A 25,525-nucleotide genomic window follows, 5' to 3' on the forward strand; every position below is an offset into this window, starting at 1 on the left:
GTGCTGTTGACAGGCAGCTTTTCCCACGGGTTAGGATCACCTGCATGATCCTTGTCTACCGCTACCGGGTGAAGTCGCTCAACGGACTGCTCAACAAGCAGAGCCGTGCGGTGAACTACGTCTGGAACTTCTGCAACGATACGCAGAAGCACGCGCTGAAGTGGAACAAGAAGTGGCCGACCGGCTTCGACTTGAATGTGCTCACGACCGGCAGCAGCAAGGCGCTCGGTATCCACTCCGGCACGGTCAACGCAACGTGCGAGCAATACGCGAAGTCGCGCAGTCAGCACCGTCGGCCCTACCTGCGCTATCGCGGCAGGAAATCGCTGGGCTGGGTGCCGCTGAAGGGGCGTGACTTGAAGCGCGAGGGCGACGCGTTCCGTTTCGCCGGCAACACCTTCCGCGTGTTTAACAGCCGACCGCTTCCCGAAGGCAAGATCAGGGACGGGACCAACTTTGCGCAGGATGCACGTGGTAACTGGTTTCTCAACATCGTGATCGAGATGCCGGATGTTCCGGCCCGGCCTATCCGTTCCGGTGTGGGCATCGATCTCGGCCTGAAAGACTTCGCCACGCTTTCGACGGGCGAGAAGCTGCCCAATGACCAGTTCGGTCGACGAGCGGCGGAAAAGCTGGCGAAAGCGCAACGAGCAAGAAAGCACAAGCGACATATTGCGAAGCTGCACGCCAAGATCGCGAATGCCCGCGCCGATTTCCAGCATAAGCTCGCGCTCGATCTGGTGCGGCGGTTCGATTACATTGCGGTCGGCAACGTATCGGCCGCGAAACTCGCCAGAACCAGGATGGCGAAGAGCGTCTACGACGCATCCTGGTCGTCCTTCCGAAACAAGCTCCGTTACAAGGCGATGGCGCACGGAGCCACGTTCGAGGAAGTGAACGAAAGCGGTTCGACCCAGTCCTGCTCGGCGTGCGGTTCGAAAGACAGCACGACTCGGCCGAAAGGTATCGCGGGACTGCGAATGAGGGAGTGGGCCTGCGATGGCTGTGGTGTCTTCCATGATCGTGATACCAATGCCGCGTTGAACATTCTCCGATGCGGACGTGCATCGCCAGCTGTGGGAATCTTCCACCCTTAGGCGGTGGAGGAGGACGTCAACGATTGAGCTTCCGGATGCGCTCGGCCGGCGTGATGATGTCGGTCAGGCGGATGCCGAACTTGTCGTTGACGACCACGACCTCGCCCTGCGCGATCAGGCAGCCGTTCACGAGCACGTCCATCGGCTCGCCGGCCATGCCGTCGAGCTCGACGACCGAACCCTGCGCGAGCTGCAGCAGGTTGCGGATCGCGATCTTCGTGCGGCCGAGCTCCACGGTCATCTTGACCGGGATGTCGAGGATCATCTCGATGTCGTTGTGCGTCGAGTTCGCCGCGGCCTTCGACAGCGGCTGGAACACGCCGGCGCCCGTCGCCCCGGCCTGCACCGGCTGCTGGTTCTGCTCGGCGAGCGCGGCCGCCCAGTCGTCCATGCCCGGATCCTCGTCGGCCGCGGCCGGCGCCTGCGCGTCGGCGGCCGACGCCGCGAGGGCCGCATCGGCCATCGCCTGCATGTCGTCGTCGGGCGTCTGGTTCAGCTCACTCATATCCACCTTCCTTCATCGAATCGCTCGCGCCGATCATCTTCTGCACGCGCAACGCATATTGACCATTGAAAATTCCGTAGCCGCACTCCATCACCGGCACGCCGTCGACCTTCGCGGTGATCGTGTCCTCGATCTCCAGCGGCAGCACGTCGCCCGCGCGCAGGTTCAGGATCTTCTCGAACGTCGACGGGATCTCGGCCAGATTCGCGGTCAGCTCGACCTCGGCGGCCTGCACCTGCTGCGACAGCACGCGCACCCAGCGGCGGTCGACTTCGAGCGCCTCGCCCTGGATCGGCGAGCTGAGCACGTCGCGGATCGGCTCGATCATCGAGTACGGCATGCAGATGTGCAGCGTGCCGCCCGTCGGCCCGAATTCGATCGAGAACTGCGTGACGATCACGATCTCGTTCGGCGTCGCGACGTTCGCGAACTGCGTGTGCATTTCCGAGCGCACGAATTCGAACTGCAGCGGCCGCACGCTTTTCCATGCGGTCGTGTAATGCTCGAACACGAGGTTCAGCAGCTTGCCGATGATCCGCTGCTCGGTGGCCGTGAAATCGCGGCCTTCGACGCGCGTGTGGAAGCGCCCGTCGCCGCCGAACAGGTTGTCGACGACGAAGAACACGAGGTTCGGGTCGAACACGAACAGCGACGTGCCGCGCAGCGGCTTCACGTGCACCAGGTTCAGGTTCGTCGGAATCGGCAGGTTGCGGGTGAATTCGCTGTACTTCTGCACCTTCACCTGGCTGACGGAGATTTCCGCCGTGCGCCGCATGAAGTTGAAGATGCCGATCCGCAACAGGCGCGCGAAGCGGTCGTTGATGATCTCGAGGCCGGGCATCCGGCCGCGGACGATGCGCTCCTGCGTCGCGATGTTGTAAGGGCGGACGCCCGACGTGTCGCGCTGCTCGTCGACCGCATCGGTTTCGCCCGTGACGCCCTTGAGGAGGGCATCGACCTCCTCCTGGGACATGAACTCCTGGTGACCCATACGCGCTCCTTTCGCGGCCGCGTTACTGGACGACGAACTCGGTGAACAGGACGTCGTCGACCTTCGCGCGCTGGTTGCCCGGCTGCGTCGGCTGCTCGATCAGGTCCCGCAGCTCGTTCGCGAGCGAACGTTTGCCGTCCGGCGTTGCGAGTTCCTCGGGATGCTTGTTCGACAGCGCGAGCAGGATCCGGCTGCGGATCTCCGGCATCCGCGCGGTCAGTTGCTCCTGCGCCTTCGGGTCGGTGAGCTTCAGCGACAGGCCGACGCGCAGGTAGTGCTGCGCGCCGTCGTCGGACTGCAGGTTCACGGTCAGCGGGTCGAGCGCGAAAAACGTCGGCGCGGCAAGCGGCGCCGGCTCGGCGGGCGCGCTCGCATGGCCGACGCCAGCCTTGCTCAGGAACACGTACATGCCGCCGGCGGCGGCGGCAGCCGCGCCCAGCGCGATGACGGCGATGAGCGCGATGCGCTTGAACTTGCCGGACGAAGCCGGCTTGTCGGCGGTCGGGGTTGCGGTCGTGGCCATGTGAATGCGTGCGTGATGTCTCGTAGCATGCATTGTTCGGCATCCGGGCCGACGCCGATGGGCGGAAAAGAGGGGGGAATTGCGGCTATCTCAGCCGATTGTCCCGACGGCCGGCCGGGTGTCGGCTCGACGCCGGACGGCAACGGCGGGGAAAACGAACAAGGGGGCGAGGGTGGAGCGCGGCGGGCCGGAACCGGGCCGGCGGAGGAAGCGAGCGGGCGCGACGGCGGGGCGGGCGGCTGCGCCCGCCCGTGCATCGTCAGATCGGCAGCAGCGTGAGCAGCGGCGCGATCAGCACCATCGCGACGCCCGCGATCATCATCGTCAGGCTCGACACGACGCCTTCCTCGCTGCCGATCTCGCGCGCCTTCGCGGTGCCCACGCCGTGGGCGGCCGCGCCGAACAGCGCGCCGCGTGCGAGCCGGGTGCGCATCGGCACGAGCGCCAGCACCAGTTCGCCGAGCAGCATCCCGCAAATGCCCGTCGCGATCACGAACAGGGCGGTGAGATCCTTCGGCGCGTGGATCTTGTCCGACACGGCGAGCGCGAACGGCGTCGACACCGAGCGCGTCATCAGCGAGCGCTGCAGTTCGGGCGACAGGTGCAGCAGCTTCGCGAGCAGCAGCGACCCGCATACGCCCGCGGCGATCCCGACCGCGACGCCGACCGACAGCGACAGCCAGTGGCGGCGGATCAGCTCGCGATATTCGTAGATCGGCACCGCGAACGCGATCGTCGCCGGGCCGAGCAGCCACATCAGCCAGCGCGTGTCGCGGAAATAGACCGAATACGGGATGCCGGTCAGCAGCACGAGCAACACCAGCACGCCCGGCACGAACACGAGCGGCGAGAACAGCAGCGTCTTCTTGTACGCATAGAGCCGCTTCGACGCGAAATACAGCACGACCGTCAGCACGAAGCAGCCGACGGAGATCGCGGTATTCACGCGATCGGCGGGCAGGTTCGACAGCGCGGCGAGCATGGGCGGCTCCGGCTCAGTGAGCGACGGCGCTCAGGCGCGTACGGCGGCGCTCGGCGAATACGCGCTGCGCGGCGAGCCGACGTTCGAGCTTCGCGGCGAGATCGACCGCCACGGCTACCGCGACCATCACGAACGCGGTGCCGGCAAGCATCACCAGCGCGATGCGCCAGCCGTCCTCGCGGAACAGCCCGCCGTACTGCACGGCCGCGACGGCGGCCGGCACGAAGAACAGCAGCATGTCGGACAGCAGCCAGTTCGCGCCGTCCTTCACCCACGCCGGCGCGACGCGACCCGAGAACAGCAGCACGAGCAGCACCGCGAGGCCGATCACGCCGGACGGAATCGGCAGCCCGACCTTGCGCACGGCCCAGTCGACCGCCATCCACAGCACGCCGAGCGCGGTGGCCTGCAGCACGATCCGGCCCGTGTGCGCGAGGCTGCCCGACGCGGCAGGGCGGGCGGCGGCAGTGGCGGTCGGCTTGTTCATGACGGGCTCCATACGGATGTTTCTGTCGATGGCGTCAGTATAGGGTTTCCCCTAACCATAAATAAAATGACTTGTCTCTATCCTTATCATTCCAATTCGGAATTCGTTTTGATGTTGCCGCACCAATCTGGGGAGTGATCGATGGAATTGCGCGCGCTGCGGTACTTCGTCGAGGTGGTTCGCCAGCAGAGCTTCACCGCGGCGGCCGACAGGCTGTTCGTCACGCAGCCGACCATCAGCAAGATGGTGAAGGCGCTGGAAGACGAGATCGGCTCGCCGCTCCTGCTGCGCGACGGCCGGCAGATGGTGCTGACCGACGCGGGGCGGATCGTGTTCCAGCGCGGCCAGGACGTGCTCGCCGCGCAAGCGCAGTTGCAATCGGAGCTGAACGATCTCGGCACGCTCGGACGCGGCGAACTGACCATCGGCATTCCGCCGCTCGGCGGTTCGCTGTTCACGCCGATCATCGCCGCATACAAGCAGCGCTATCCGAACATCGAGCTGAAGCTGTTCGAGCAAGGCGCGCGGATGATCGAGGCCGCGCTGACGTCGGGCGAGCTGGAACTCGGGGGGCTGCTCGAGCCCGTCGATCCGGGCACGTTCGAGCGGCTGCCGATGGTGCGCGCGCCGCTGTGGCTCGTCGCGCCGCGCGAGTCGCGCTGGGAGGAGCACGCGGCCGTGCCGCTCGCGGATCTCGCACGCGAATCGTTCGTGTTCTATGCGGAAAGCCTCGCGCTGCACGATGCGGTGCTCGATGCGTGCCGGCAGGCCGGCTTCACGCCGTCGATCGTGAGCCGCAGCGGCCACTGGGATTTCATGGCCGCGCTCGTGCATGCGGGCGTCGGCATCGCGCTGCTGCCCGAGCCGTATTGCCGGCGGCTCGACGCGGGCCAGTTCACGTGCCGGCCGATCGTCGAGCCGGAAATCACGTGGGCGATCGCGCTCGGCTGGCTGAAGAAAGGCTACCTGTCGCACGCGGCGCGGGCATGGCTCGACGTCGCGCGGGCGACGCTGCCGCTCGCGGCGGGCGACGATCTGGCGTTCGGAGGGTTGCGGGCGAGGGAGTGAGGGTCGCTCAGGCTCGGCGCGATCGGACGTGCCGAATCGGGCCCGGATACCGGGCCACCGTATTGTCGTGCGTGAGCAACGTGACGCCTTCCGAAATCGCCTGGGCAATCAGGACCCGATCGAACGGATCACGATGCACTGCCGGCAGTTGTTCCACGGCGAGAACGTGCTCGCTCGTGATCGGCAATTCGACGTAGCCGGCGTCGAGCAGATTGCGACGCAGCACGTGCGGATCGACTTGAAAATCATTGCGGTCGAGCCCGCGCTTGATCACGATCTCCCACAGACTTGCGACGCTGAACAACAGGGTATGGGCGGGATCCTCGATGAGCGTGCGGGCTTGATCCGGCAATTCGGTCGCGTCCGCCGCCGCCCAAAGGATCAGGTGCGTATCGAGCAGCAGTTTCACGCGTCGCCCTCGAACAGCTTCCGGATGGCCTCGTCGCCCATCGTGTCGAAGTCGGGCGGCACGACGATCTGCCCCTTCATGAAGCCGATCCGCGCCGGCCGGGGCGCCTCGGGCGCATCGATCGGCACGACCTTGACGAGCGGCTTGCCGGCCTTCGCGATCACGAATGGTTCACCCGCGTGAACTGCCTCGTCAATCAGACGCGACAGGTTCGTCTTCGCGTCATGCATGTTGTAGGTCTGCATGGCATCCCTCAAATGAACTAAGTTTAGTCAATCGTTAGCTTAGTTCACGAGGGGCATGTCCGCAAGGTCCGCGGTCGCCCGATACGAAGCCGTCCGGCGTGTCCTCAATGCCCCATCGCCGGCCCCGCGCCCTTCTTCGGCTTCGTGATCCACACGAGCGCCGCGAGCGCGATGAACACCACCGCCGACAGGTGGAAGAAGTCGTTGGTCGCCATCATGAAGCCCTGCTGCGTGACGAGCTGGTTGAGCTGCGCATTGGCCGTCTGGCCGACGATGCCGAGCTGCGCGAGCGCGCCCTGGTAGTCGGTCGTGTTCTGCGCGTAGACGCTCACCGATTCGGACAGCCGCGCATGATGGTAGATCGCGTCGTTCTCCCAGAACGTCGAGCTGGCCGCGGTGCCGATCGCGCCCGACAGCGTGCGCAGGAAGTTCGACAGCCCCGACGCGCTCGCGAGCCGTTCGTCGGAGATGCTCGACAGCGTGATCGTCGTCATCGGCACGAAGAAACACGCGACGCCGATGCCCTGCACGAGCCGCGGCAGGATCACGTGGTTGAACGGCACGTCGAGCGTGAACGTCGCGTTCCACATCGACACGCCCGCGAACACGATGAACGCGAAGCTCGCGACCATCCGCAGGTCGAGCCGGTGCATGTTGCGGCCGATCAGCGGCGACAGCACGAGCGCGAGCAGCCCGACCGGCGCGGTCGCGAGGCCGGCCTTGCCGGCCGTGTAGCCCATCACCGTCTGCAGCCACAGCGGAAAGATCACGACCGAGCCGAAGAACGCCATGAAGCCGAACGAGATGATCAGCGCGCCGAGCGCGAAGTTGCGGTCCTTGAAGAGCGACAGGTCGACCACCGGCTCCTTCTCGGTCGCCTCCCACACGAGCATGAACGCGAGCGACACGACCGCGATCAGCGCGAGCGCGACGATGAACGACGAGTTGAACCAGTCGCGGTCCTTGCCGAGGTCGAGCATCATCTGCAGGCACGACACGCCGATCACGAGCAGCGCGAGGCCGATCGCGTCGATCCGCTGCTTCGACGTCTTCGTTTCGCGGCCGCGCAGCAGGAAGTACGCGCAGGTCGCCGAGAACACGCCGATCGGCAGGTTGATGTAGAAGATCCACGGCCACGTGTAGTTGTCGCTGATCCAGCCGCCCAGCAACGGGCCGAAGATCGGCGCGACGATCACCGTCATCGCCCATAGCCCGAGTGCGAGCCCGCGTTTCGCGGGCGGGTAGCTGCGCATCAGGATCGTCTGCGACAGCGGCACCATCGGCCCCGACACGAGGCCCTGCAGCAGCCGGAACGCGATCAGCGTCTCGAAGTTCGACGCGAGGCCGCACAGCGCCGACGCGATCGTGAACGCGAGCACCGACAGCGTGAACAGCCTCACTTCGCCGACCCGCCGCGCGAGCCAGCCGGTGAGCGGCACCGCGATCGCTGACGCGACCGAGTACGACGAAATCACCCACGTGCCCTCGCTCGTCGCGACGCCGAGGCTGCCCGAGATGGTCGGCACCGCGACGTTCGCGATCGACGTGTCGAGCACTTCCATGAAGGTGCCCAGCGCGAGCCCGACGGTCAGCAGCGCGAGCGCACCGCCGGTCAACGGTGCCGGTTCGGCAGCGGGGGAGGGGGCGGATGCCGTGGTGGCGGACATCGGAATCTCCTAGACGCGGCGCGCGCGACGCGCCGGCACAACGCACGGACGCGCGACGCAGCGCGGCCCGGCCGGGTGGAATGAAAAAGGGGAAAGGTGGAGCGCGTGCCTCGTCATCTTCTGCCCAGACAGAGAAATAAGCGAATGTTTAACTGAGACATGAGGGGCTCCACGCGCATCAGCAGTCGGCTTCGTCAGGCTTCGGGCAGTCGGTCGAACCGGGCCCGTTGGCGATGAAGCGCTGCAGCAGGCCGGTGAGCGTCGCGAGTTCGTCGGCCGAGAAGCCTTCGAGCTGCGCGTTGAGCACGGTCGCGACCAGCGACGGCAGCGCGCGGGCGGCTTCGACGCCGCGCTCGGTGAGCGTCAGTTCGATCATCCGGCGGTCCTGCTCGCTGCGCGTGCGTGCGATCAGCCCCTTGCGTTCGAGCCGGTCGAGCATGCGCGTCATCGACCCGCTGTCGTACGACATCTTGCGCGACAGTTCGAACGGCGTGCGTGCGTAGCCGCGCGACAGCAGCAGGATCACGCCGATCTGCTGCGCGGTGAGGTCGAACGGCTCGAGCGCACGATCCATCCGCTCGACGAGCGCCTGCTTCGCCTTCGACAGGTAATAGCCGAGGCTCGTTTCCAGCGCGATGTTCTCGGGATCGTAGAGGCCGCCGGTCATACGATTGCGCGCGCAGCAATAGTGCGTTTCGGGTTAAAACGCGCCCAGTATCTTGAAAAATGATTGCTTAGTCAATATTATTTGAGTCAACCAGTTACGACGTGCATGTTGCACTGCCGGAGACTATGTTCTGACCGATCCGCCCGCACTGCCGGGCACCCGAGGATGTTCGCGATGCTGTTCCTGAAAAATGCCGCCGGCGCGTTGCGCCGCAATCTGACCGATACCGCTCATCATGTGTTTTCCGGGCCGCACCGCGGCTGGAAAATCGCGCTGTACGTGACGATGCTGGTCGTGCCTGGCGGCTCGCTCGCGGCGCTCGGGTTCGCGTGGTTCGATCATCGCCGGCAGCGCAACGCGAAGGGCGGCGCGCGCCGCACGAGCCAGCCGGCCGCGACGGAGCCGTCGACATGGCGCGCCGCCGCCGAACCCGTCCCGGCGCCCGTGCGCTGCCACTGACGCCGCACCGCTTCCGCGCGCCACACTATCCCGGCCCGATTCCAGTCTGTCCGATCGCCCGCCGCGTCACGCGCGGCCGGCGTCGTATGCCCGTTCGCCCGCCTGCCGTCCCGCAAGCAAGCCGTAATGGCCGGTAACCCGGCCGGCCGCGCCGGTAACACATCCGGGCCGCCGCGCACCGTACCCTTAGGGCTGCGCAGCTTTCTCGCCGTCAGTTACCATTTGTCCGCCAGCGGCACGACGACCGCATCGCGCGGCGCCGCTCGCCGGCCGCCACGCCCAGACAGGAAAACCACCATGCCGTACGCCTCCCTCCCGCGCGCCGTTCGCCCGCTGAGCGCCGCCGTCGCCATTGCGACGGCCGTGCTGCTCGCCGGCTGCGCCGTCGGGCCCGACTATCACCGGCCCGACACGTCGATCCCCGCCGCCTTCAAGGAAGCGCCGGCCGGCTGGAAAGTCGCGCAGCCCGCCGATCGCGCCGACCGCGGCGCATGGTGGACGGTCTACAACGATCCGCAGCTCGATGCGCTGATCGGCAAGCTCAACGCGTCGAACCAGACCATCGCGCAATCGGCGGCCGCCTACCGGCAGGCGCGCGCGCTCGTCACCGAGGCGCGCGCCGCGTATTTCCCGACCGTCGGGCTGAGCGCATCGGGCTCGCGGGCGCGGACGCCGCGCACGTCGCTGTCGTCTGGCTCGTCGTCGAATTTCGGCAGCGGATCGACGGGGTCGATCAACAACAGCTACAGCGTCGGCCTCGACGCCAGTTGGGAACCCGACCTGTGGGGCAAGGTGAGCCGCACCGTCAGCGCGCAGCGCGCCGGCGAAGCGGCCGCCGCGGCCGATCTCGCGAACGCGCGGCTGTCGCAGCAGGCGCTGCTCGCGCAGACCTATTTCCAGTTGCGCACGTCCGACGCGCTGCAAAAGCTGCTCGACGACACCGTGAAGTCGTACGAACGGTCGCTGCAGCTCACGCAGAACCAGTACGCGCAAGGCGTCGCCGCGCGCGCGGACGTGATCCAGGCGCAGACGCAGTTGCAGAGCGCGCAGGCCGCGCAGATCGACAACGGCGTCGCGCGCGCGCAGTACGAGCATGCGATCGCGACGCTGATCGGCGAACCGGCGTCGACGTTCTCGCTGCCGCCGGCCCCGCTCGCGGCCGAGCCGCCGATCACGCCGGTCGACGTGCCGTCGGCGATCCTCGAGCGCCGGCCCGACGTCGCGGCGGCCGAGCGCCGCGCGGCGGCCGCGAACGAGCAGATCGGCGTCGCGATCGCCGCGTTCTTCCCCACGCTGACGCTGTCGGCCAGCGGCGGCTTCCAGAGCTCGGTGTGGTCGCAGCTGTTCACGCTGCCGGCGCGCTTCTGGACGGTCGGCCCGCAGCTCGCGGCCACGCTGTTCGACGCGGGGCTGCGCGCCGCGCAGACGGACGCCGCGCGCGCGACCTACGACCAGGACGTTGCCGCCTATCGCCTCGCGGTGCTCACCGCGTTCCAGGACGTCGAGGACAACCTCGCGTCGCAGCGCATCCTCGCGCAGGAAATCGACGTGCAGCGGCAGGCCGTCGACAGCGCCGAGCACGCGCTCGCGATCGTCACGAACCAGTACAAGGCCGGCACGGTCGCGTACCTGAACGTGCTGACCGCGCAGACCACCGCGTTCACCGCGCAGCAAAAGCTCGCGACGATCGCCGGGCAGCGGATGGTGTCGTCGGTCGGGCTCGTGAAGGCGCTCGGCGGCGGCTGGAACGTAGCGGAGATGGCGCGCGAGAACGGCGACATGGCGGCGCCGGCGCCTTTGCCGGCGTCCGGTGCGCCCGCGGCCACCGCACCGTCGGCCGCCGCGCCGCTCGCGCAGAAGTAAGAAGGGAAGCGGCCGACGCGCGCGTTCAGCGCTGCGCGTCGCCGAAGATCAGCGACACCTGGTTGTTGCCGATCGGATGCCCGAGCAGGTTCAGCAACCCCGCGAGGTTCGCCTGCTGCTCGGGCGCCGCATGCGCGGTCCCGCGGAACGAGCCCTGGCCGGGGCCGAAGCTGCCGTGCCCGTCGAGGAACAGCGGGCCCTGCGTCGTCGACAGGTCGAGATCGGCGCCCGCGCCCTTCGCCTGCAATACCGCCCGGTACGAACCGAGCGGCTTCACGCGCGACACGCGCGAACTCATCGAATCGATCGTCACCGTCAACTGGCCGAACGCGTTGGTGCCGATGAGCCGCCAGTCGCTCCAGCCGAGCCGCACGTCGCCCTGCAGGTCGAGCGTGTTGAACGGCGTGCCGAGCCCCGCGAGCAGCGACGCGGGCACGGCCATCGTGCCCGCCGACAGCACCGCGCCGCGCCACGTCGCATCGAGCGTGACCGCATCGGGCATCGCTTCCGTCTGCCGCATGCGCATCTGCACGCGCCCGGTCAGCAGCGGCCAGAACCGCGTGGTCCATTCGACCCGGCCCGGCAGCAGCGTCGCCGCGCTCTGATCGGCGCCCGGCGCGAGCATCAGCGTGCCCGAGCCGTGCCACAGCGACCCGTCCGGATCGACGAGATTCACGTGGCCGCCGGTCGCACGCGCGAACTGCGGCGCGATCCACGCGGCCGGCGCGAGCGCGACGAGCGTCACCGCCGTCGCCAGGCCGCCCGCCAGCACCCACGGCAATACGGCGACGAGCCGCCTTGCCCACGGCCGCATCGGCCGCCCTTCGTTTGCGTCATCCACTGCCGTCATCTACTTCTGGACGGAAGGTTGCATCACGGCCGTCAGGTCCACTTGGCCGTCTTCCTTCAGCGCCGTGGCGTGCGCTTCGCCGACCTGCACCTTGAACTGCCGGCGCGCATCGTCGAGCCACTGGGTCCATGCCGGGAACGACACGTTCTTCATCTGGATCTGCACGCCGTTGCCGACGATCTGCACCTGCGCGCCCTGCAACCCGTGATCGGACAGCGACGCGGTCAGCGCGTCCTTTAGCGCGAGGCCGGTCGGCGCGACGCCCTGCGCGGCGGCCGTCAGCGACTTCGCCTCGTTCGCCTGCGCGGTCATCTGCGCGAGTTCGCGACGCATCGTCGGCAATTCGCGCTGGATCCGCGCGCGGCCTTCCTGCGCGGGCGACCACAGCACCGAATACGCGATCGCGACCGCCAGCACGGCGCCGCCCCAGCCGAGCAGCGTCTTCTCGCGCGGCGAGCGCTCGCCCCAGAACTGGGTCAGCGTCTGGTTCAGTTGTTCGGTTTTCATGAGCGGCTCCGGATCGTCCATTTGCCCGTGTTGCTGTCGACTTCGCCGGACAGTCCGTTACGCGCGAGGCGCTGCGTGAAATCGGGATCGACCTTGACCTCCGGCTTGAAGCCGACGTCGAGCCGACGGTCGTGATAGTCGAGCGACGCGATGCCGTTCAGCGGCAGCGCACCCATCGAGCGCGACAAGCCGCTCGACAGCGCGAGGAAATCGTTCGGCGACAGCTCGCCGGCCGCGAGGCGCAACTGGTCGAGCTGACGCTGCATCTGCGCGGGCGGATCGAGCACGGTGGTCGTCTTCGGGAACGCGGACAGCAGCGTCTCGGTGATCTGCGCGGACAGCGCATCGCGCTCGCGCGACAGCTTCCACCAGTGCAGGTTCATCCCGATCACCGCGACGCCGAGCGTCGCCGCGGCGAGCGCGATCGGCACGCGCAGGCGCTTGAGCGTCGCGCGGTCGAAGCGCCACGGCTGCGATTCGAATTCGAACTGGCACAGGTCGAATGGCTCGGTCAGCGCCCGGCGCGCGAACGTGTCGAACGACAGCGGCGCGGCGCCCGGCAGCAGCGGGCCGTCGGTGCGGCCGACCGATGCGAGCCGCGGCTCCGCGCCCGGTTCGCCGAGTTCGTACAGTTCGATGTCGCCGCCGCCGGCGAGCGCGGCCAGCGTGCCGGCCGCGCGCGACGCGGGCGCCGCGAAGCCTTCGCCGAGCGCGCCGCGCGCGACGGCCAGCTCGAGGCGCGGCGCACCGGCCGCCGCCGGCAGCGCGCCGGCTTCGACGAGCACCGGTTCGACCGCCGTCGCGAGCCCGAGCACCGCGGCGACCGTCGTCGGGCGGGCAGGCGGCTCGGCCGCGGCCGCGACGAGCGGGGCGGCGTCGATGGCCTCGTCGTCGGCCGCCGGCACGACGGATGCCGCTTCGGCCGGCACACGCGGCGCCGGCAGGCAGCGGGTCGCGGGCACCGCGCTCAGGTGCCGGTGGCCGGCCGCGGTGAACGCGTCGCAGATCGTGCGGAACCACGCGCGATCGACGACGGCCAGCACGCGGCGCCCGTCCGGCAGCGCGGCCGGGTCGAGCGCGATGTGGCAGCCGAGCGGATCCTGGATCAGCTGATCCTCGACGATGTTGGGCAGCGCCTGGCGCAGCTTCGGCCCCTTCAGCGGCGGCACGGTCGCGGCCAGCAGCAGCACGTCGCGCGCGGCGACGATCAGCACCGTCGCGTTCGCCCGCGGCAGCAGCGCCAGCGCGGCGCGGCCGGCGCGCTGCACCTGGCCGCCCTTGTCGACGAGCATGAACGGCAGCTCGGGCCACTGCCATTCCTGCAACGGCACGGCAGGCTCGCGCGGCGGCAAAGAAACAATCAACGTGCTCACAAGAGCTCCTCTCCCGATTGGCGTCGTTATAGCTGGTCGCGGATACGCACGACCCGCGTCGAGTGCGTGGTCGGATCACGATACACGAGCGAGGTGCGGTCGACCTCCGCGCGTTCGTGCTGGATCCGGCCATGCACGATGAAATAGCTCGAATTGACGTCGACGAGGCTCGAGTCGATCGTCACGTTCGGCGGCGCGCCGGCGCCGCGCAGCGCGAGCTGCACGTCGCCGACGTTCCGGAAGAACACGGTCTCGCGGCGCGACACCAGCGCCTGCGCGGACGACACGCTCATCCCCGGCACCAGCGCCGCGATCACTTCGGCCGGCGCGGTGTTCATGTTCACGGGGGTCGTGGTCGGCAGCACGGTGACGAACGGGCGCAGCCGCGCGACCATCTCGGGCGTCACGCCGTCGACGTCGAGCAGGCTGTCCGCGCGCGTCATCATCAGCGGCGCGGGCCCGCGGTCCCCGCCGGCCATGCCGGGATCGTCGGTGAAGCCGCTGCCCTGCTGGTCGCCGCTCGTCACCGGTGCGGTCGCGGCGTTCGCGGCGGTCGCGCCGCCGCCGGGCAGGTTCGGCATCTGGAACCGCGTGGCCGAATGCAGCAGGCCCGCGCGCACCTGGAGCGCGATGCGCTTCGCGAACGCGCTGTCGTAGCCGAGCGTCGTCAGCAGGCGCTGGAACGCCTGCATCTGCGTGACGTTCAACTGCAGCACGCCGGGCGCCGGCGACGACACGAGGTTGCGCAGGTTGAACTTCGCCTGCGCGTCCTCGATCGAGCCGGAGATATAGGTGTCTTCGCCGCCGCCGTCGTTGGGCGAGCCGATCCGGCCGAGGAAATCCGACAGCTTCGTCTTCGCGATCGGCACGCCCCAGATCCCGCCGAGATAGGTGATGCCGGGCGCCGTGTCGCCTTCGGAGCGCAGGATCATCCGGGTCCAGTCGAGCGCGCCGCGCGCGACCCACTGCGCCTGCGCGATCGTGCGCTGGTTCTCGATGCGGCGGATCTGCACCTGCTGGCGCCACAGCATCCCCGACACGAGGATCGCCGACAGCGCGACCACGAGCAGCGCGGTGATGATCGCGGCGCCGCGCTGGCGGCGGGCGGGCGTTCGGCGGGCAAGGCGCGCACGCATCGTCATTCCCCGACGAGGAAGATGCGCGTGATCGGCACGCGCAGCGACGTCGCGCCGATGCTGACCTGCAGCCCGGTCACCGCGCGCGCGGGCGGTGCGTTGCCGATCTGCGGCACCTTGAGCGCGTCGTTGTTCTGTGCGAGCGCTTCGTCGGCCGTCTGCAGGTTGGTGGTCCAGCCCACGCGCGGCACGTACAGCTTCGCGTCGATCGCGCCGACGCCGCCCATCAGCGCGACCCAGCTCCAGCCTTCGACGCTGCTGTCCTTCAGCAGGGTGCGCAGCCGGTTCGTGTCGTCGATCGGCGGCGATGCATAGCGCACGACCCGGCCGCCGGCGATCCGGTAGCGGACCACCTGCAGCCGCGGCGCGACGCCCGGCACGTCGAGTTCGCGCACGATCTGCAGCGTATTGCCGGCGACGCCGATCGCCGGCTGGCCGGCCTCGTCGTCGGTGGCGGCGAGCCGCGCGTCGATGCGCATCTGGTCGAACATCTGCGCGAACACGCGCTCGTCCTCCATCGCGGACGCGACCTTGTCGCGGCCGCGCATGATCTGGTCGAGCCCGCGCCACGCGAGGATCGCGACCACCGCGAGAATCGCGATCGCGATCATCAGCTCGATCAGCGTGAAGCCGCGGGCAGGGCGGCCCGAGGGAGCGGACAGGCGGCGCATCGGCGCGTCAGAGCGGACGGCTGGTTTCATTCGCGACCACCGTCACCATCTGCGCGAGCACGCCGGCGCGGCCGGGCATGCTCACCGAAATCCGCACGCGCCGGAATACCGGGTTCGGCGTGGTGCTCACGCGCTGCGTGCAGACGAGCTGCACGTTGCCTTGCGAGCAGTCGAAACTCTGTTCGCCGACCTCCGGCCACGCATGCGTGAGCCGCAACTGCGCAAGCGCGTTGTCGGCGCTCCAGCCGGCGAGCAGCCGGCGATGCAGGTCGGACGCGTTGGTCGCCATCGTGCCGACCGCGCGGATCGACGCGGCGAGCGCGACCGCGATGATCGCGAGCGCGACCAGCACCTCGATCATCGTGAAGCCGCGGGATGAAGAAACGGGGAAGGGCAGGCGACGACGCATCGTCATTGCACCTCGTAGCGGCCGTTGCCGGTGCCGACGATCGTCGCGCTACCGGCGGCCGAATGCAGCGTCACGCGCACCGGCGTGTCGATGCTCTCGGTGCCGAACACGACGCGATTCGCGTGCGTGTCCGAGCCCGGGTAATCGATGTCGGCGCCGGTGACGCCGCCGTCCCAGTCGCGCGGGCGCAGCAGGTCGTCGCGCAGCGTGCGCCAGCCGTCGGGCGAGCTCACGTCGAAACGGAAACCGTGCGCGGTCGGCTGCCACGCGATCGGACGCGCGCGCACCTGCGCTTCGTCGCCGGCCGTCTCGAACAGCAGCGCTATGCGCTGCGCTTCCTCGCGCAAGTCGGTGCGCGGATTGCGCGTCAGCGACAGCGACGCGAGCGACACGAGCAGCCCCGCGATCACGAGCACGACCAGCATTTCGAGCAGCGTGAAGCCGCGCGCGCGACGCCGCGCCGCACGGCGCTTCGTCAAGCCGCCATCGGCGCCGGCCGGTACGGACGGCACCGCCCCGCGACGCACACGGCGATCGCGGCCGCAGCGGGAGGTCGTGCGAATGGCGAGCATGAAGAGCGGAAACGAAACGTCGGGTCGATCAGCGCCGGCTTATTGCCACGAGCCGATGTCGGAGTCGTTGCTCTCGCCGCCTTCCTTGCCGTCGGCGCCGTAGCTGAACACGTCGATCTCGCCGTGCACGCCGGGGTTCAGGTACTTGTACCCGTTGCCCCACGGATCGTTCGGCAGGCGCTCGAGATAGCCGCCGTCCTTCCAGTTGTTCGGGATCGGATCGGTGGTCGGCTTCTGGATCAGCGCGTTCAGGCCCTGCTCCTGGGTCGGATAGCGGCCGTTGTCCAGACGGTACAGCTTGAGCGCCTGCATGATCGTGCCGATGTCCTGCTTCGCGGCGATGCGGCGCGCCTCGTCCGGACGGCTCATGATCTTCGGCACGATCAGCGCCGCCAGGATCCCGAGGATCGCGACCACCACCATGATCTCGATCAGCGTGAAACCGCGCTGACGACGCACGGCCGCGTTGCGGCGAGTGATCCACGTTTGCATGACTGACTACCTCTTTCCAAAAAATGTCGTCGATTGAGTGACGCACCCGGCGCACCGGACGATTGCCTGACGGCAACCTTCCGGACCGGCGGGCGCGGAGCACGCATTGTAAGGCGCGCATCGCCGAGGGCTTTCACCCAACGCAAATTTCATATACATCCGTACAATAGCGCGCATGAACGCGCTCTCGATCCGGATCCTATCCCTCGCCCTCTTCGCGGGTTTGTGCGCGACGGCCACCTACTGGGTCGTCACGCTGTCGGCCCGCGAAGCGCCGCTGCCCGCCGCCGCCGCGCGGCTGCCGATCCGCACCGAGGACGCCGCCGCGCTCTTCGGCGGTCAGCTCGACAAGAATCCCGTCCAGGACATCCACCTGTTCGGCATTCTCGCGCTCGATCACGGCGGCGCGGCGATCGTCGGCATCGGCGGCGAACCGCCGCGCGCCGTGTCGCTCGGCGCGGAAGTCACGCCCGGCGCGAAGCTCGCCGAAGTGCGCCCGCGCTCGATCGTCGTCGACCGCAACGGCGCCCGCGCCGAAATCCAGCTCCCGGCCAACACGCCGTCCCCTGCGATCTACATGCGCTGAACGGCGGCGGCCCGGCAAGCGGGCCGCCGCGTCACTGCACCATGTTGTTCAGCTCGATGATCGGCAGCATCACGGCCAGCACGATCACGAGCACGATGCCGCCCATCGCCAGGATCAGCAGCGGCTCCAGCAGGCTCGTCAGGAACATCGTGCGGCGCTCCAGCTCGCGCGCTTCGCCTTCGGCCGCGCGATCCAGCATCGTCGTCACGTCGCCCGTCGCTTCGCCCGAACGAATCAGGTGCACGAGCACCGGCGGAAACGTCTTCACGTTATTCAGCGCGCGCGACAGCGCGGAGCCTTCGCGCACGCGCACGATCGCGTCGTCGATGTTCGCGCGCATCGCGCGGTTCGACAGCGTCTCGCCGGCCGCCTGCAACGCGCGCAGGATCGGCACGCCCGCCGCGGTGAGAATGCCGAGCGTGCTCGCGAAGCGCACCGTGTTGTAGCCGCGCACGAGCTTGCCCGCGAGCGGCGCGGTCAGCACCCAACGATCGAATGCGAGCCGGGGCCCGGCGCGCGACAGCGTCGCCTTCACGAACCACACGACGAGCGCGACCGCGATCAGGATCGCCCACCACCAGTGCCGCACGAATTCCGACAGCGCCATCATCACGACCGTGAGGATCGGCAGTTGCTGCTTCGTGCTCGCGAACACGTTGACGACCTGCGGCACGACGTAGCTCAGCAGGAACGTGACGATGCCGAACGCGATCAGCGTGACGATGCCCGGATACGTGAACGCCAGCAGGATCTTCTGCTTCAGCGCATTGCTCTGCTCGATGTAGTCGGCCAGGCGCGACAGCACGATGCCGAGCTTGCCGGTGTGTTCGCCGGCCGCGACCAGCGCGCGATAGATTTCCGGAAAATCGCGCGGATGCTGACCCAGCGCATTCGCGAGCGAATGGCCGCCGAGCACTTCCGCGCGGATCGCGGCCATCAGTTCGCGGATGTAGTCGCGCTCGGCCTGCTCGGTCAGCACGCCGAGCGCCTCGTCGAGCGGCAGCCCCGCAATCAGCAGGCTCGCGAGCTGGCGCGTGAGGATCGCCTGTTCGCGCTGCGACAGCTTGCGGCCGAACGCGAGCCGCTGCGAGCGCGCGCCGCGCGTCGCGCTCGCGGCCGGCTCGACGACGAGCGGGGTAAGCCCCTGCGTGCGCAACTGGCCGCGCGCGCTGCGCGCACTGTCGGCATCGATGACGCCTTTCTGCGCGCGTCCCGCCGCATCGATCGCTTCGAAACGGAATGCCGGCATCGCGCTATGCGCCTCCCGTCACGCGCAGCACTTCCTCGAGCGACGTCGCGCCGGCCGCGAGCCAACGCTCCGCGTCGTCGCGCAGCGTGCGCATGCCTTGCGCGCGGCCGGCGGCCAGGATCTCGGCATCGGCCGCGTTGCGGTGAATCAGCGTGCGGATCGACTCGTCGACCAGCAGCAGTTCGTAGACCCCGCGCCGGCCCGCGTAGCCCGAATGCCCGCACTTGTCGCAACCGACCGGATGCCACACGGTGCGGCCGTCCTCGTGCCGCTCCTCCTTGCAGACCGGGCAGAGCTGGCGCACGAGGCGCTGCGCGAGCACGCCGAGCAGCGACGACGCGAGCAGGTACGGCTCGACGCCCATGTCGGTCAGGCGCGTGACGGCGGACGCCGCATCGTTCGTGTGCAGCGTCGCGAGCACGAGGTGGCCCGTCAGCGACGCCTGCACCGCGATCTGCGCGGTTTCGAGGTCGCGGATTTCACCGATCATGATCACGTCCGGGTCCTGGCGCAGGATCGAGCGCAGCGCGCGGGCAAAGGTCATCCCGATCCGCTCGTTCACCTGCGTCTGGCCGATGCCGGACAGGTCGTATTCGATCGGGTCCTCGACGGTCATGATGTTGGTCGTCGCGGTTTCGAGCCGCGACATCGACGCGTACAGCGTGGTCGTCTTGCCCGAACCGGTCGGGCCGGTGACGAGCACGATGCCGTGCGGGCGCGCGATCAGCTTGTCGAACTGCACGAGCGTGTCGCGGCCCATCCCGAGCGCTTCGAGGTTCAGGCGCTGCGCATCCTTTTCAAGCAGACGCAGCACCGCGCGCTCGCCGTGCCCGGTCGGCAGCGTCGACACGCGCACGTCGACCGGCCGGCCGCCGACGCGCAGCGTGATGCGGCCGTCCTGCGGCAGGCGCTTCTCCGCGATGTCGAGCTGCGCCATGATCTTGATCCGCGAGATCAGCGCGCCGTGCAGCGCCTTCTTCGGGCGCACGACGTCGCGCAGCGTGCCGTCGACGCGAAAGCGCACGACCGACGCATTCTCGAACGGCTCGATGTGAATGTCCGACGCCTGTTCGCGTGCCGCTTGCGTGAGCAGCGCGTTGATCATCCGGATGATCGGCGCGTCGTCTTCCGATTCGAGCAGATCCTCGACCTCGGGGATGTCCTGCATCAGCCGCGACAGGTCGACTTCGCCCTCGACCTCGCCGACCACCTGCGCGGCGCTGCCGTCCTGGCGCGCATAGGCCTGGTTGATCGCCTGCGCGAGCTCGTCGGCCGGCACGCGATGCACGGCGATCGAGCCGAAGTTGCGCGCGATTTCCGCGAGCGCGGCGTCGCTCGTGCGTTCGCTGATCCACACCTCGAGCGTGTCGTCGAGCTGATGCGCGATCAGCACCTGGCCGCTCTTCGCGAAGCCGTACGGCAGCAGGCGCGCGGCGAGCGGCGACGGCGGCTGGCGTTCGCCCGGCGCGCCGTCGTGAGTGGAAGACGCGAGCACGTCGCTCACTGCGAGGCTCCCGGCGCGGTGGTCAGCGGTTGTTGCGGCACCGCCTGCTGCGGCACGCTCTGCGGCTGCGCGGGCGTCGCCTCCGGCAACGGCTGGGCCGGCACCGGCGCCACCTGGCGCTGCAGCTGCTGGCGACGCATCTTGTCGAGATCGAACAGGTTGCCCGCGGCCGTGCCGCCCTGGCTCGGGCCGATCGGCATCGGCGGGACGACCGGGTCGTCCTTGTCGCGCATCACGTTGTTGTCCGACTTGTATGCGCCCGTCACGCCCTGAATGTAGTCGTAGCGGTTGGCCGTCACTTCCTGCGCGGTACTGCGATCGGAGATGATCACCGGGCGCAGGAATACCATCAGGTTGGTCTTCTGACGCAGCTTCGTTTCGGAGCGGAACAACTGGCCGATCCACGGGATGTCGCCGAGCAGCGGCACCTTGCTGTTCGACACCTGGTAGTTGTCCTGCATCAGGCCGCCGAGCACGATGATCTCGCCGTTGTCGGCCAGGATCGTCGACTGGATCGAGCGCTTCGTGAAGGTCGGCCCGGTCTGCGCGTTCGTGGTGCCGCTGACGACCGCCGAATCCTCCGTGTAGAGCTGCAGCTTCAGGATCCCGCCGTCGGTGATCTGCGGTTTCACGTGCAGCGTCAGGCCGACGTCGCGGCGGTCGTACGTATTGAACGCGTTGCTCGTGGTGCCGCTCGTCAGGTTCGAATACGAACCGGTCGCGATCGGCACGTTCTGGCCGACGACGATCTTCGCTTCCTCGTTGTCGAGCGTGATCAGGTTCGGCGTCGACAGCACGTTCGCGTCGCTCACGCCCGCAAAGTACTGCAACAGCGCGCCGAGCCCCTGCACGCCGAACATGTTGTGCAGCCAGCCGATGTTGAGCCCTTGCGACAACTGCCCGAGATTGGCGGCCAGCCCGCCGCCGGTGATCCCGCCGGCGGCATTGGTCAAACCGCCGGCCGTCAGGTTGACGATGCTGTTGCCCAGACCCCCCGACGGATTCAGGTTCGTGCCGCCGAGAAACTGGCCGCTCGCCACCTGCCACTGGATGCCGAGGTTGCCGGACGTATTCGAATTGAGCTCGACGATCAGCGCTTCGATATAGACCTGCGCACGCCGTGCGTCGAGCTGGTCGATCACCGAGCGCAGGTTCCGGTAAACCGGATCGGACGCGGTGATGATCAGCGAGTTGGTCGCCGAGTCGGCCTGGATCATCCCGCCCGGCTGGTTGTCGTCGCTCTTGTCCTTGTCGCCGCCGAGCAGGCCGCCCGTGCCGAGCCCGCCGCCGCCGGACGAGCCGCCGCCGTACGCCGACGAAGACGACGAGCCGCCGAGGCCGCCCGACGGCAGCGGCGGGGTGCCCGACGTGCCGGTCGAGAAGTTGCCGCTCGACGACGAGCCGCCGTTCTGGTTGAAGCTGTTCGCATCGTTGGACGATGCCGACGAGCCGCTGTCGTTGCCGCCCTTGCCGAGCATCCCGCGCAGCGTCTTCGCGAGCTTGACCGCATCGGCGTTGCGCAGCGGCACGACGTGCATGTTGCCGGGCACCGCGCTCGGCGCGTCGAGCTGCTGCACGAGGCGCTTCGCGGCCGCGAGGCGCGACGCGCTCGACGCACGCAGCATCAGCGAGTTGGTGCGCGGGTCGGCCGTGACCGACACCTTCAGCGTCGCGTCGCTGTTGCCGATCGCGCCCGGATCGAGCATTTTCTGCAGCTGCGCGGCGAGGTCGATCGCGTTCGCGTTGCGCAGCGGCACGACCTGCACCTGCGCGCCCGCGGCGCTGTCGACGCCCGCGATGATCTGCGCGATGCGGCGCACGTTGTCCGCGTAGTCGGTCACGACGATCGTGTTGTTCGCCGGGTAGGCGGTCACCGTGTTGTTCGGCGAGATCAGCGGCCGCAGCACGGGCAGCAGGTTGTTCGCCGATTCGTTGTGCAGCTCGAACACCTGCGTGATCACCTGGTCGCCGCGCGCCTGCGGCGCATTGCCGACATAGGTCGGCACGCCCTGCAGCTTCGCATCGGCTTCCGGCACGACCTTCAGCACGCCGTGATCCTGTACGAGCGCGAAGCCCTGCATGCGCAGCGCGGACTGCAGCGTCTTCAACGCCTGGTCTTCCGGCACCGGCCGTTCGGCCACGAGATTGAGCTGCCCCTTCACGCGGGGATCGACGATGATGGTCTTGCCGGTCGCGGCGCCGATCGCTTTCGCGACCTGGTCGATATCCGCATTCACGAAGTTGAGCGTGACCTGAGCATAGGCGGCCTGCGAGACGATGATGCCGGCCACGAGCAGGGTCGTGGCGATACGCCGCATAACGAAGCGATTTCTTGTCATGGATGAATGGGTCGATGCCGGCTCAGGCCACTTCCGGCGGTAGTGCTGGGATCCAGGTCCGAAAGAGGCGACATTAGCAGTTTTTCATGTCCGAAATATCACATTGATCCGAAGACTGTCTCACATACGACATGTATCCGGCATGTCGTATGCAAGATGTAAGGATCGATGTCACACTCCGCATGCCGGCCGTCGCCTCCGTCGTCGCTCCCGTTTCGCGATGAACCGACACGGAAATGCGGTATAACCGGGCTCTCGTATTCCTGCCTGTCGCACTCCGACGGTCTGCCGGTATGATACGGGCGGCGCGTTTCTCGTCGCACTAATAACGGGCACGGGTTTTCCCCGAGCCCCGCGCAATTCCTTTTCGTTTCCGCACGATGAACAGACGGTTCGCTTCGATCGCGTTGATCGCCGCCGGCGCGTGGTTCGCCAGCGGCAACGCACGCGCGGATTGTTTCGACGAAGCAGCCAAATACCAGCAGGTCAATCCGCTGATCCTGCGCGCGATAGCGTGGCAGGAGTCGCGCAACCGGCCCGATGCGCTGAACAAGAATACGAACGGCTCGGTCGACTACGGCCTGATGCAGATCAATTCGATCCACCTGCCGACGCTGTCGCGCTACGGGATCGGCCGCGACACGCTGATGGAACCGTGCAAGAACGTGTACATCGCCGCGTGGCATCTCCGGCAGAAGATGAACCGCTACGGCAACACGTGGCAGGCGGTCGGCGCCTATCATTCGGAAACGCCGTCGCTGCGCGACAAGTACGCGCGGCAGATCGCCGGCATCCTGACGCAATGGAAGCTGCTGCCGCCCCAGCAGACCGCTCAGGCCGCCCAGGCTACTCCGGCCGCGCAGTGATGCCGCGCGGCGGCGCCGGCCGACGCCGCGCCGGCCGGCCGGCGCGCGTTTGATGCACAATGCGGGCTGACGCCGCCGTTTCGCCCGCGTGCGGGCCGGTCGCGCCCCCGCAGGGCGCCGCGGCCGCTTTTTCATCTTTTCCGTTGGTGCATATCATCATGAATCCGGCAATGAAACAGCCGTTGCCCGTCACCGTGCTGTCCGGCTTCCTCGGCGCCGGCAAGACCACGCTGCTCAACCACGTGCTCGCGAACCGCGCGGGCCTGAAAGTCGCGGTGATCGTCAACGATCTCGCGGCGGTCAACATCGACGCGTCGCTCGTGCGCGATGCGCAGGCGCTGTCGCACGTCGAGGAACGCCTCGTCGAGATGTCGAACGGCTGCATCTGCTGCACGCTGCGCGACGACCTGCTCGTCGAGATCCGCAACCTCGCGTCCGAAGGCCGCTTCGACGCGATCATGATCGAATCGACCGGTATCGCGGAGCCGATGCCGATCGCCGAAACGTTCACGTTCGTCGACGACGACGGCACGTCGCTGTCGGCCATCGCGCGGCTCGACACGCTCGTCACCGTGGTCGACGCGTACAACTTCCTGCGCGACTACGGCTCCGACGACGCGCTCGCGACGCGCGGCATCGCCGCGTCGGAAGACGACGACCGCACGCTCGTCGAGCTGCTGATCGAGCAGATCGAATTCTGCGACGTGCTGGTGATCAACAAGGCCGACCTGGTCGGCGCGGACGATCTCGCGCGCCTGCAGCACATCCTCGCGCGCCTCAATCCGCGCGCGCACCAGGTCGTGTCGACGTTCGGCAACGTGCCGCTCGACGAAGTGCTGAACACCGGCCGCTTCGATTTCGACGAAGCCGCGAATGCGCCGGGCTGGCTCGCGTCGCTCGACCGTGCTCACACGCATTGCGACGACCCCGACTGCCAGGACGACCATCATGCGCACGTGCACGGCGAAGCCGACGAATTCGGGATCGGCAATTTCGTTTACCGCGCGCGCCGGCCGTTTCACCCGGCACGGCTCTGGGCGCTGTTGCATCAGGAGTGGCCGGGCGTGCTGCGCAGCAAGGGTTTCTTCTGGCTCGCGACGCGCAACGACATCGCGGGTTCGCTGTCGCAGGCGGGCGGCGTATGCCGGCACGGGCCGGCGGGTTCGTGGTGGGCCGCGCAGGATCGCGCGGAATGGCCGGACGACGACGAGCTGCTCGCTGAAATCCGCGCCGAATGGCTGGGCGATCTCGACGATCGCACGGTCGGCGATCGCCGGCAGGAACTCGTGCTGATCGGCATCGCACTCGACGCCGATGCGTGGCGCGCGAAACTCGACGCATGCCTGCTGACCGATGCGGAGTTCGCGCTCGGCGCGACGGGATGGGCGGCGTTCGACGATCCGTTCCCGGCGTGGGACGTCGATTCGCACGACGACGATCACGGCGACACGCAGATCGTGCACGCGTGAAGCGCGTGGTAACGGCTCGTAAAAATAACCGTTAATTTTTGCAAGAGCGGCGCGAACTGTGGCGAAAATGCCGCGCGCGTCCAACAAAAAACCCGCCGAGAGGCGGGTTTTTTTCTGGAACAGGCGCGGATTTAACGCTTGTTGACGGCATCCTTGAACGCCTTGCCGGCCGTGAACTTGACCGTCTTGGCTGCCGGGATCTTGATGGTTTCGCCCGTCTTCGGGTTGCGGCCCGTACGTGCTGCGCGCTTGCCCGAACCGAAGCTGCCGAAGCCGATCAGCTGAACCGCATCACCCTTCGACACGGCCTTCTTGATGACTTCGAGCAGCGTGTCCAGCGTTTCGCCGGTTTGAGCCTTGCTGGCGCCCGTTTGGGCGGCGACGGCGTCGATCAGTTCCTGTTTGTTCATTAAGGTTCCTTTATCAGGTTAGGTTGACACGAACAGCGCGAACGCGCCGATTATACGTGCGCGAACCGTGCCGTCGAGAGTCAGACTCCGACGACACAGCGCCGAATCCTGGCCCGCGCGACGCGCCCT

At 68.0% G+C, this 25,525-nt stretch carries 28 protein-coding genes; 7 read left to right on the plus strand and 21 right to left on the minus strand.

Going from position 1 to position 25,525, the window contains the following annotated elements; genetic code table 11:
* The first annotated feature begins 44 nt into the window (after nucleotides 1-44).
* Entirely contained in the window at nucleotides 45-1,097 is a 1,053-nt protein-coding gene (locus tag WT53_RS01620; protein WP_060258372.1) for an RNA-guided endonuclease TnpB family protein, read from the plus strand.
* Nucleotides 1,098-1,113: 16 nt separating this feature from the next.
* Here WT53_RS01620 and fliN read toward each other — a convergent pair whose 3' ends face one another.
* From fliN to WT53_RS01645, 5 genes are all read right to left on the minus strand, one after another.
* The gene (gene fliN / locus WT53_RS01625; RefSeq protein ID WP_034209688.1) at nucleotides 1,114-1,602 is read right to left on the minus strand and encodes a flagellar motor switch protein FliN; all 489 of its coding nucleotides are present in this window, start codon (nucleotides 1,600-1,602) and stop codon (nucleotides 1,114-1,116) included.
* Complete coding sequence (gene fliM, locus WT53_RS01630; protein WP_034209687.1) at nucleotides 1,595-2,593, minus strand: flagellar motor switch protein FliM; 999 nt, start codon at nucleotides 2,591-2,593, stop codon at nucleotides 1,595-1,597. The genes fliN and fliM overlap by 8 nt, the downstream gene beginning before the upstream one ends.
* A gap of 22 nt (nucleotides 2,594-2,615) precedes the next feature.
* Nucleotides 2,616-3,116, minus strand: coding sequence for a flagellar basal body-associated protein FliL (gene fliL / locus WT53_RS01635; protein ID WP_034209686.1), 501 nt, complete (start codon nucleotides 3,114-3,116; stop codon nucleotides 2,616-2,618).
* 259 nt (nucleotides 3,117-3,375) lie between these two features.
* Complete coding sequence (locus tag WT53_RS01640) at nucleotides 3,376-4,098, minus strand: LrgB family protein (protein WP_059503099.1); 723 nt, start codon at nucleotides 4,096-4,098, stop codon at nucleotides 3,376-3,378.
* Nucleotides 4,099-4,111: 13 nt separating this feature from the next.
* Nucleotides 4,112-4,585 (minus strand): CidA/LrgA family protein, encoded by a 474-nt coding sequence (locus tag WT53_RS01645; protein WP_059827192.1) that lies wholly within the window; start codon nucleotides 4,583-4,585, stop codon nucleotides 4,112-4,114.
* Between the two features lie 141 nt (nucleotides 4,586-4,726).
* Here WT53_RS01645 and WT53_RS01650 point away from each other — a divergent pair, with 141 nt between their 5' ends.
* Nucleotides 4,727-5,653, plus strand: coding sequence for a LysR family transcriptional regulator (locus WT53_RS01650; RefSeq protein ID WP_034209683.1), 927 nt, complete (start codon nucleotides 4,727-4,729; stop codon nucleotides 5,651-5,653).
* A 7-nt stretch (nucleotides 5,654-5,660) separates the two neighbouring features.
* Here WT53_RS01650 and WT53_RS01655 read toward each other — a convergent pair whose 3' ends face one another.
* The 4 genes from WT53_RS01655 to WT53_RS01670 all read right to left on the minus strand — a co-directional run bounded on the left by WT53_RS01655 (nucleotide 5,661) and on the right by WT53_RS01670 (nucleotide 8,641).
* Nucleotides 5,661-6,062 carry a type II toxin-antitoxin system VapC family toxin gene (locus tag WT53_RS01655; RefSeq protein ID WP_060258253.1) on the minus strand — a complete coding sequence of 134 codons (402 nt, stop codon included), beginning with the start codon at nucleotides 6,060-6,062 and terminating at the stop codon, nucleotides 5,661-5,663.
* Nucleotides 6,059-6,307, minus strand: a complete 249-nt coding sequence (locus tag WT53_RS01660) for a type II toxin-antitoxin system Phd/YefM family antitoxin (protein ID WP_034209681.1) — start codon at nucleotides 6,305-6,307, stop codon at nucleotides 6,059-6,061. Before WT53_RS01660 ends, WT53_RS01655 begins: the two co-directional genes overlap by 4 nt.
* Before the next feature lie 104 nt (nucleotides 6,308-6,411).
* Nucleotides 6,412-7,974, minus strand: a complete 1,563-nt coding sequence (locus WT53_RS01665; RefSeq protein ID WP_059780440.1) for a DHA2 family efflux MFS transporter permease subunit — start codon at nucleotides 7,972-7,974, stop codon at nucleotides 6,412-6,414.
* Nucleotides 7,975-8,152: 178 nt separating this feature from the next.
* On the minus strand, nucleotides 8,153-8,641 hold the full coding sequence (locus tag WT53_RS01670; RefSeq protein ID WP_060258257.1) for a MarR family winged helix-turn-helix transcriptional regulator: 489 nt from the start codon (nucleotides 8,639-8,641) through the stop codon (nucleotides 8,153-8,155).
* Nucleotides 8,642-8,815: 174 nt separating this feature from the next.
* On the opposite strand from WT53_RS01670, the gene WT53_RS01675 reads away from it, so the two are divergent.
* Nucleotides 8,816-9,100, plus strand: coding sequence for a multidrug ABC transporter ATPase (locus WT53_RS01675; protein WP_082725042.1), 285 nt, complete (start codon nucleotides 8,816-8,818; stop codon nucleotides 9,098-9,100).
* Between the two features lie 297 nt (nucleotides 9,101-9,397).
* Nucleotides 9,398-10,963 carry an efflux transporter outer membrane subunit gene (locus WT53_RS01680; RefSeq protein ID WP_060258261.1) on the plus strand — a complete coding sequence of 522 codons (1,566 nt, stop codon included), beginning with the start codon at nucleotides 9,398-9,400 and terminating at the stop codon, nucleotides 10,961-10,963.
* A gap of 25 nt (nucleotides 10,964-10,988) precedes the next feature.
* On the opposite strand, the gene WT53_RS01685 is transcribed toward WT53_RS01680, so the two are convergent.
* From WT53_RS01685 to gspG, 8 genes are read right to left on the minus strand one after another with little or no spacing between them, the layout of a single operon-like run.
* Entirely contained in the window at nucleotides 10,989-11,777 is a 789-nt protein-coding gene (locus tag WT53_RS01685; protein ID WP_059780483.1) for a type II secretion system protein N, read from the minus strand.
* A gap of 36 nt (nucleotides 11,778-11,813) precedes the next feature.
* The gene (gspM, locus tag WT53_RS01690; RefSeq protein WP_034209865.1) at nucleotides 11,814-12,320 is read right to left on the minus strand and encodes a type II secretion system protein GspM; all 507 of its coding nucleotides are present in this window, start codon (nucleotides 12,318-12,320) and stop codon (nucleotides 11,814-11,816) included.
* Nucleotides 12,317-13,693, minus strand: a complete 1,377-nt coding sequence (gene gspL / locus WT53_RS01695; protein WP_060258264.1) for a type II secretion system protein GspL — start codon at nucleotides 13,691-13,693, stop codon at nucleotides 12,317-12,319. Before gspL ends, gspM begins: the two co-directional genes overlap by 4 nt.
* A gap of 26 nt (nucleotides 13,694-13,719) precedes the next feature.
* Complete coding sequence (gspK, locus tag WT53_RS01700) at nucleotides 13,720-14,829, minus strand: type II secretion system minor pseudopilin GspK (protein WP_060258375.1); 1,110 nt, start codon at nucleotides 14,827-14,829, stop codon at nucleotides 13,720-13,722.
* Nucleotides 14,830-14,831: 2 nt separating this feature from the next.
* Nucleotides 14,832-15,500, minus strand: coding sequence for a type II secretion system protein J (locus WT53_RS01705; protein WP_060258267.1), 669 nt, complete (start codon nucleotides 15,498-15,500; stop codon nucleotides 14,832-14,834).
* A 7-nt stretch (nucleotides 15,501-15,507) separates the two neighbouring features.
* Nucleotides 15,508-15,909 carry a type II secretion system minor pseudopilin GspI gene (gspI, locus tag WT53_RS01710; protein ID WP_012492988.1) on the minus strand — a complete coding sequence of 134 codons (402 nt, stop codon included), beginning with the start codon at nucleotides 15,907-15,909 and terminating at the stop codon, nucleotides 15,508-15,510.
* A gap of 2 nt (nucleotides 15,910-15,911) precedes the next feature.
* A complete protein-coding gene (locus WT53_RS01715; protein WP_034209672.1) occupies nucleotides 15,912-16,481 on the minus strand; it encodes a GspH/FimT family pseudopilin in 570 nt (189 codons plus the stop codon).
* A gap of 39 nt (nucleotides 16,482-16,520) precedes the next feature.
* Nucleotides 16,521-16,973 (minus strand): type II secretion system major pseudopilin GspG, encoded by a 453-nt coding sequence (gspG, locus tag WT53_RS01720; RefSeq protein WP_027783126.1) that lies wholly within the window; start codon nucleotides 16,971-16,973, stop codon nucleotides 16,521-16,523.
* A gap of 175 nt (nucleotides 16,974-17,148) precedes the next feature.
* On the opposite strand from gspG, the gene WT53_RS01725 reads away from it, so the two are divergent.
* Nucleotides 17,149-17,559 carry a type II secretion system protein N gene (locus WT53_RS01725; RefSeq protein ID WP_034209671.1) on the plus strand — a complete coding sequence of 137 codons (411 nt, stop codon included), beginning with the start codon at nucleotides 17,149-17,151 and terminating at the stop codon, nucleotides 17,557-17,559.
* Nucleotides 17,560-17,590: 31 nt separating this feature from the next.
* Here WT53_RS01725 and gspF read toward each other — a convergent pair whose 3' ends face one another.
* The 3 genes from gspF to gspD are packed head-to-tail and all read right to left on the minus strand — an operon-like array spanning nucleotide 17,591 to nucleotide 22,651.
* On the minus strand, nucleotides 17,591-18,808 hold the full coding sequence (gene gspF, locus WT53_RS01730) for a type II secretion system inner membrane protein GspF (RefSeq protein ID WP_034209670.1): 1,218 nt from the start codon (nucleotides 18,806-18,808) through the stop codon (nucleotides 17,591-17,593).
* 4 nt (nucleotides 18,809-18,812) lie between these two features.
* Nucleotides 18,813-20,312: a type II secretion system ATPase GspE gene (gene gspE, locus WT53_RS01735; protein WP_034209669.1), complete on the minus strand. Its 1,500-nt coding sequence runs from the start codon at nucleotides 20,310-20,312 to the stop codon at nucleotides 18,813-18,815.
* Nucleotides 20,309-22,651, minus strand: a complete 2,343-nt coding sequence (gene gspD / locus WT53_RS01740; RefSeq protein WP_060258270.1) for a type II secretion system secretin GspD — start codon at nucleotides 22,649-22,651, stop codon at nucleotides 20,309-20,311. Before gspD ends, gspE begins: the two co-directional genes overlap by 4 nt.
* Before the next feature lie 380 nt (nucleotides 22,652-23,031).
* Between gspD and WT53_RS01745 the strand changes: the two genes are divergently transcribed.
* Nucleotides 23,032-23,517: a lytic transglycosylase domain-containing protein gene (locus WT53_RS01745; RefSeq protein ID WP_034209667.1), complete on the plus strand. Its 486-nt coding sequence runs from the start codon at nucleotides 23,032-23,034 to the stop codon at nucleotides 23,515-23,517.
* 158 nt (nucleotides 23,518-23,675) lie between these two features.
* A complete protein-coding gene (locus WT53_RS01750; RefSeq protein WP_060258378.1) occupies nucleotides 23,676-24,986 on the plus strand; it encodes a GTP-binding protein in 1,311 nt (436 codons plus the stop codon).
* 131 nt (nucleotides 24,987-25,117) lie between these two features.
* On the opposite strand, the gene WT53_RS01755 is transcribed toward WT53_RS01750, so the two are convergent.
* Nucleotides 25,118-25,396, minus strand: coding sequence for an HU family DNA-binding protein (locus WT53_RS01755; protein ID WP_006401505.1), 279 nt, complete (start codon nucleotides 25,394-25,396; stop codon nucleotides 25,118-25,120).
* Nucleotides 25,397-25,525: the final 129 nt, after the last annotated feature.

The organism is Burkholderia sp. MSMB2157WGS, from assembly GCF_001532755.1.
In the GTDB taxonomy this organism is placed as follows: domain Bacteria; phylum Pseudomonadota; class Gammaproteobacteria; order Burkholderiales; family Burkholderiaceae; genus Burkholderia.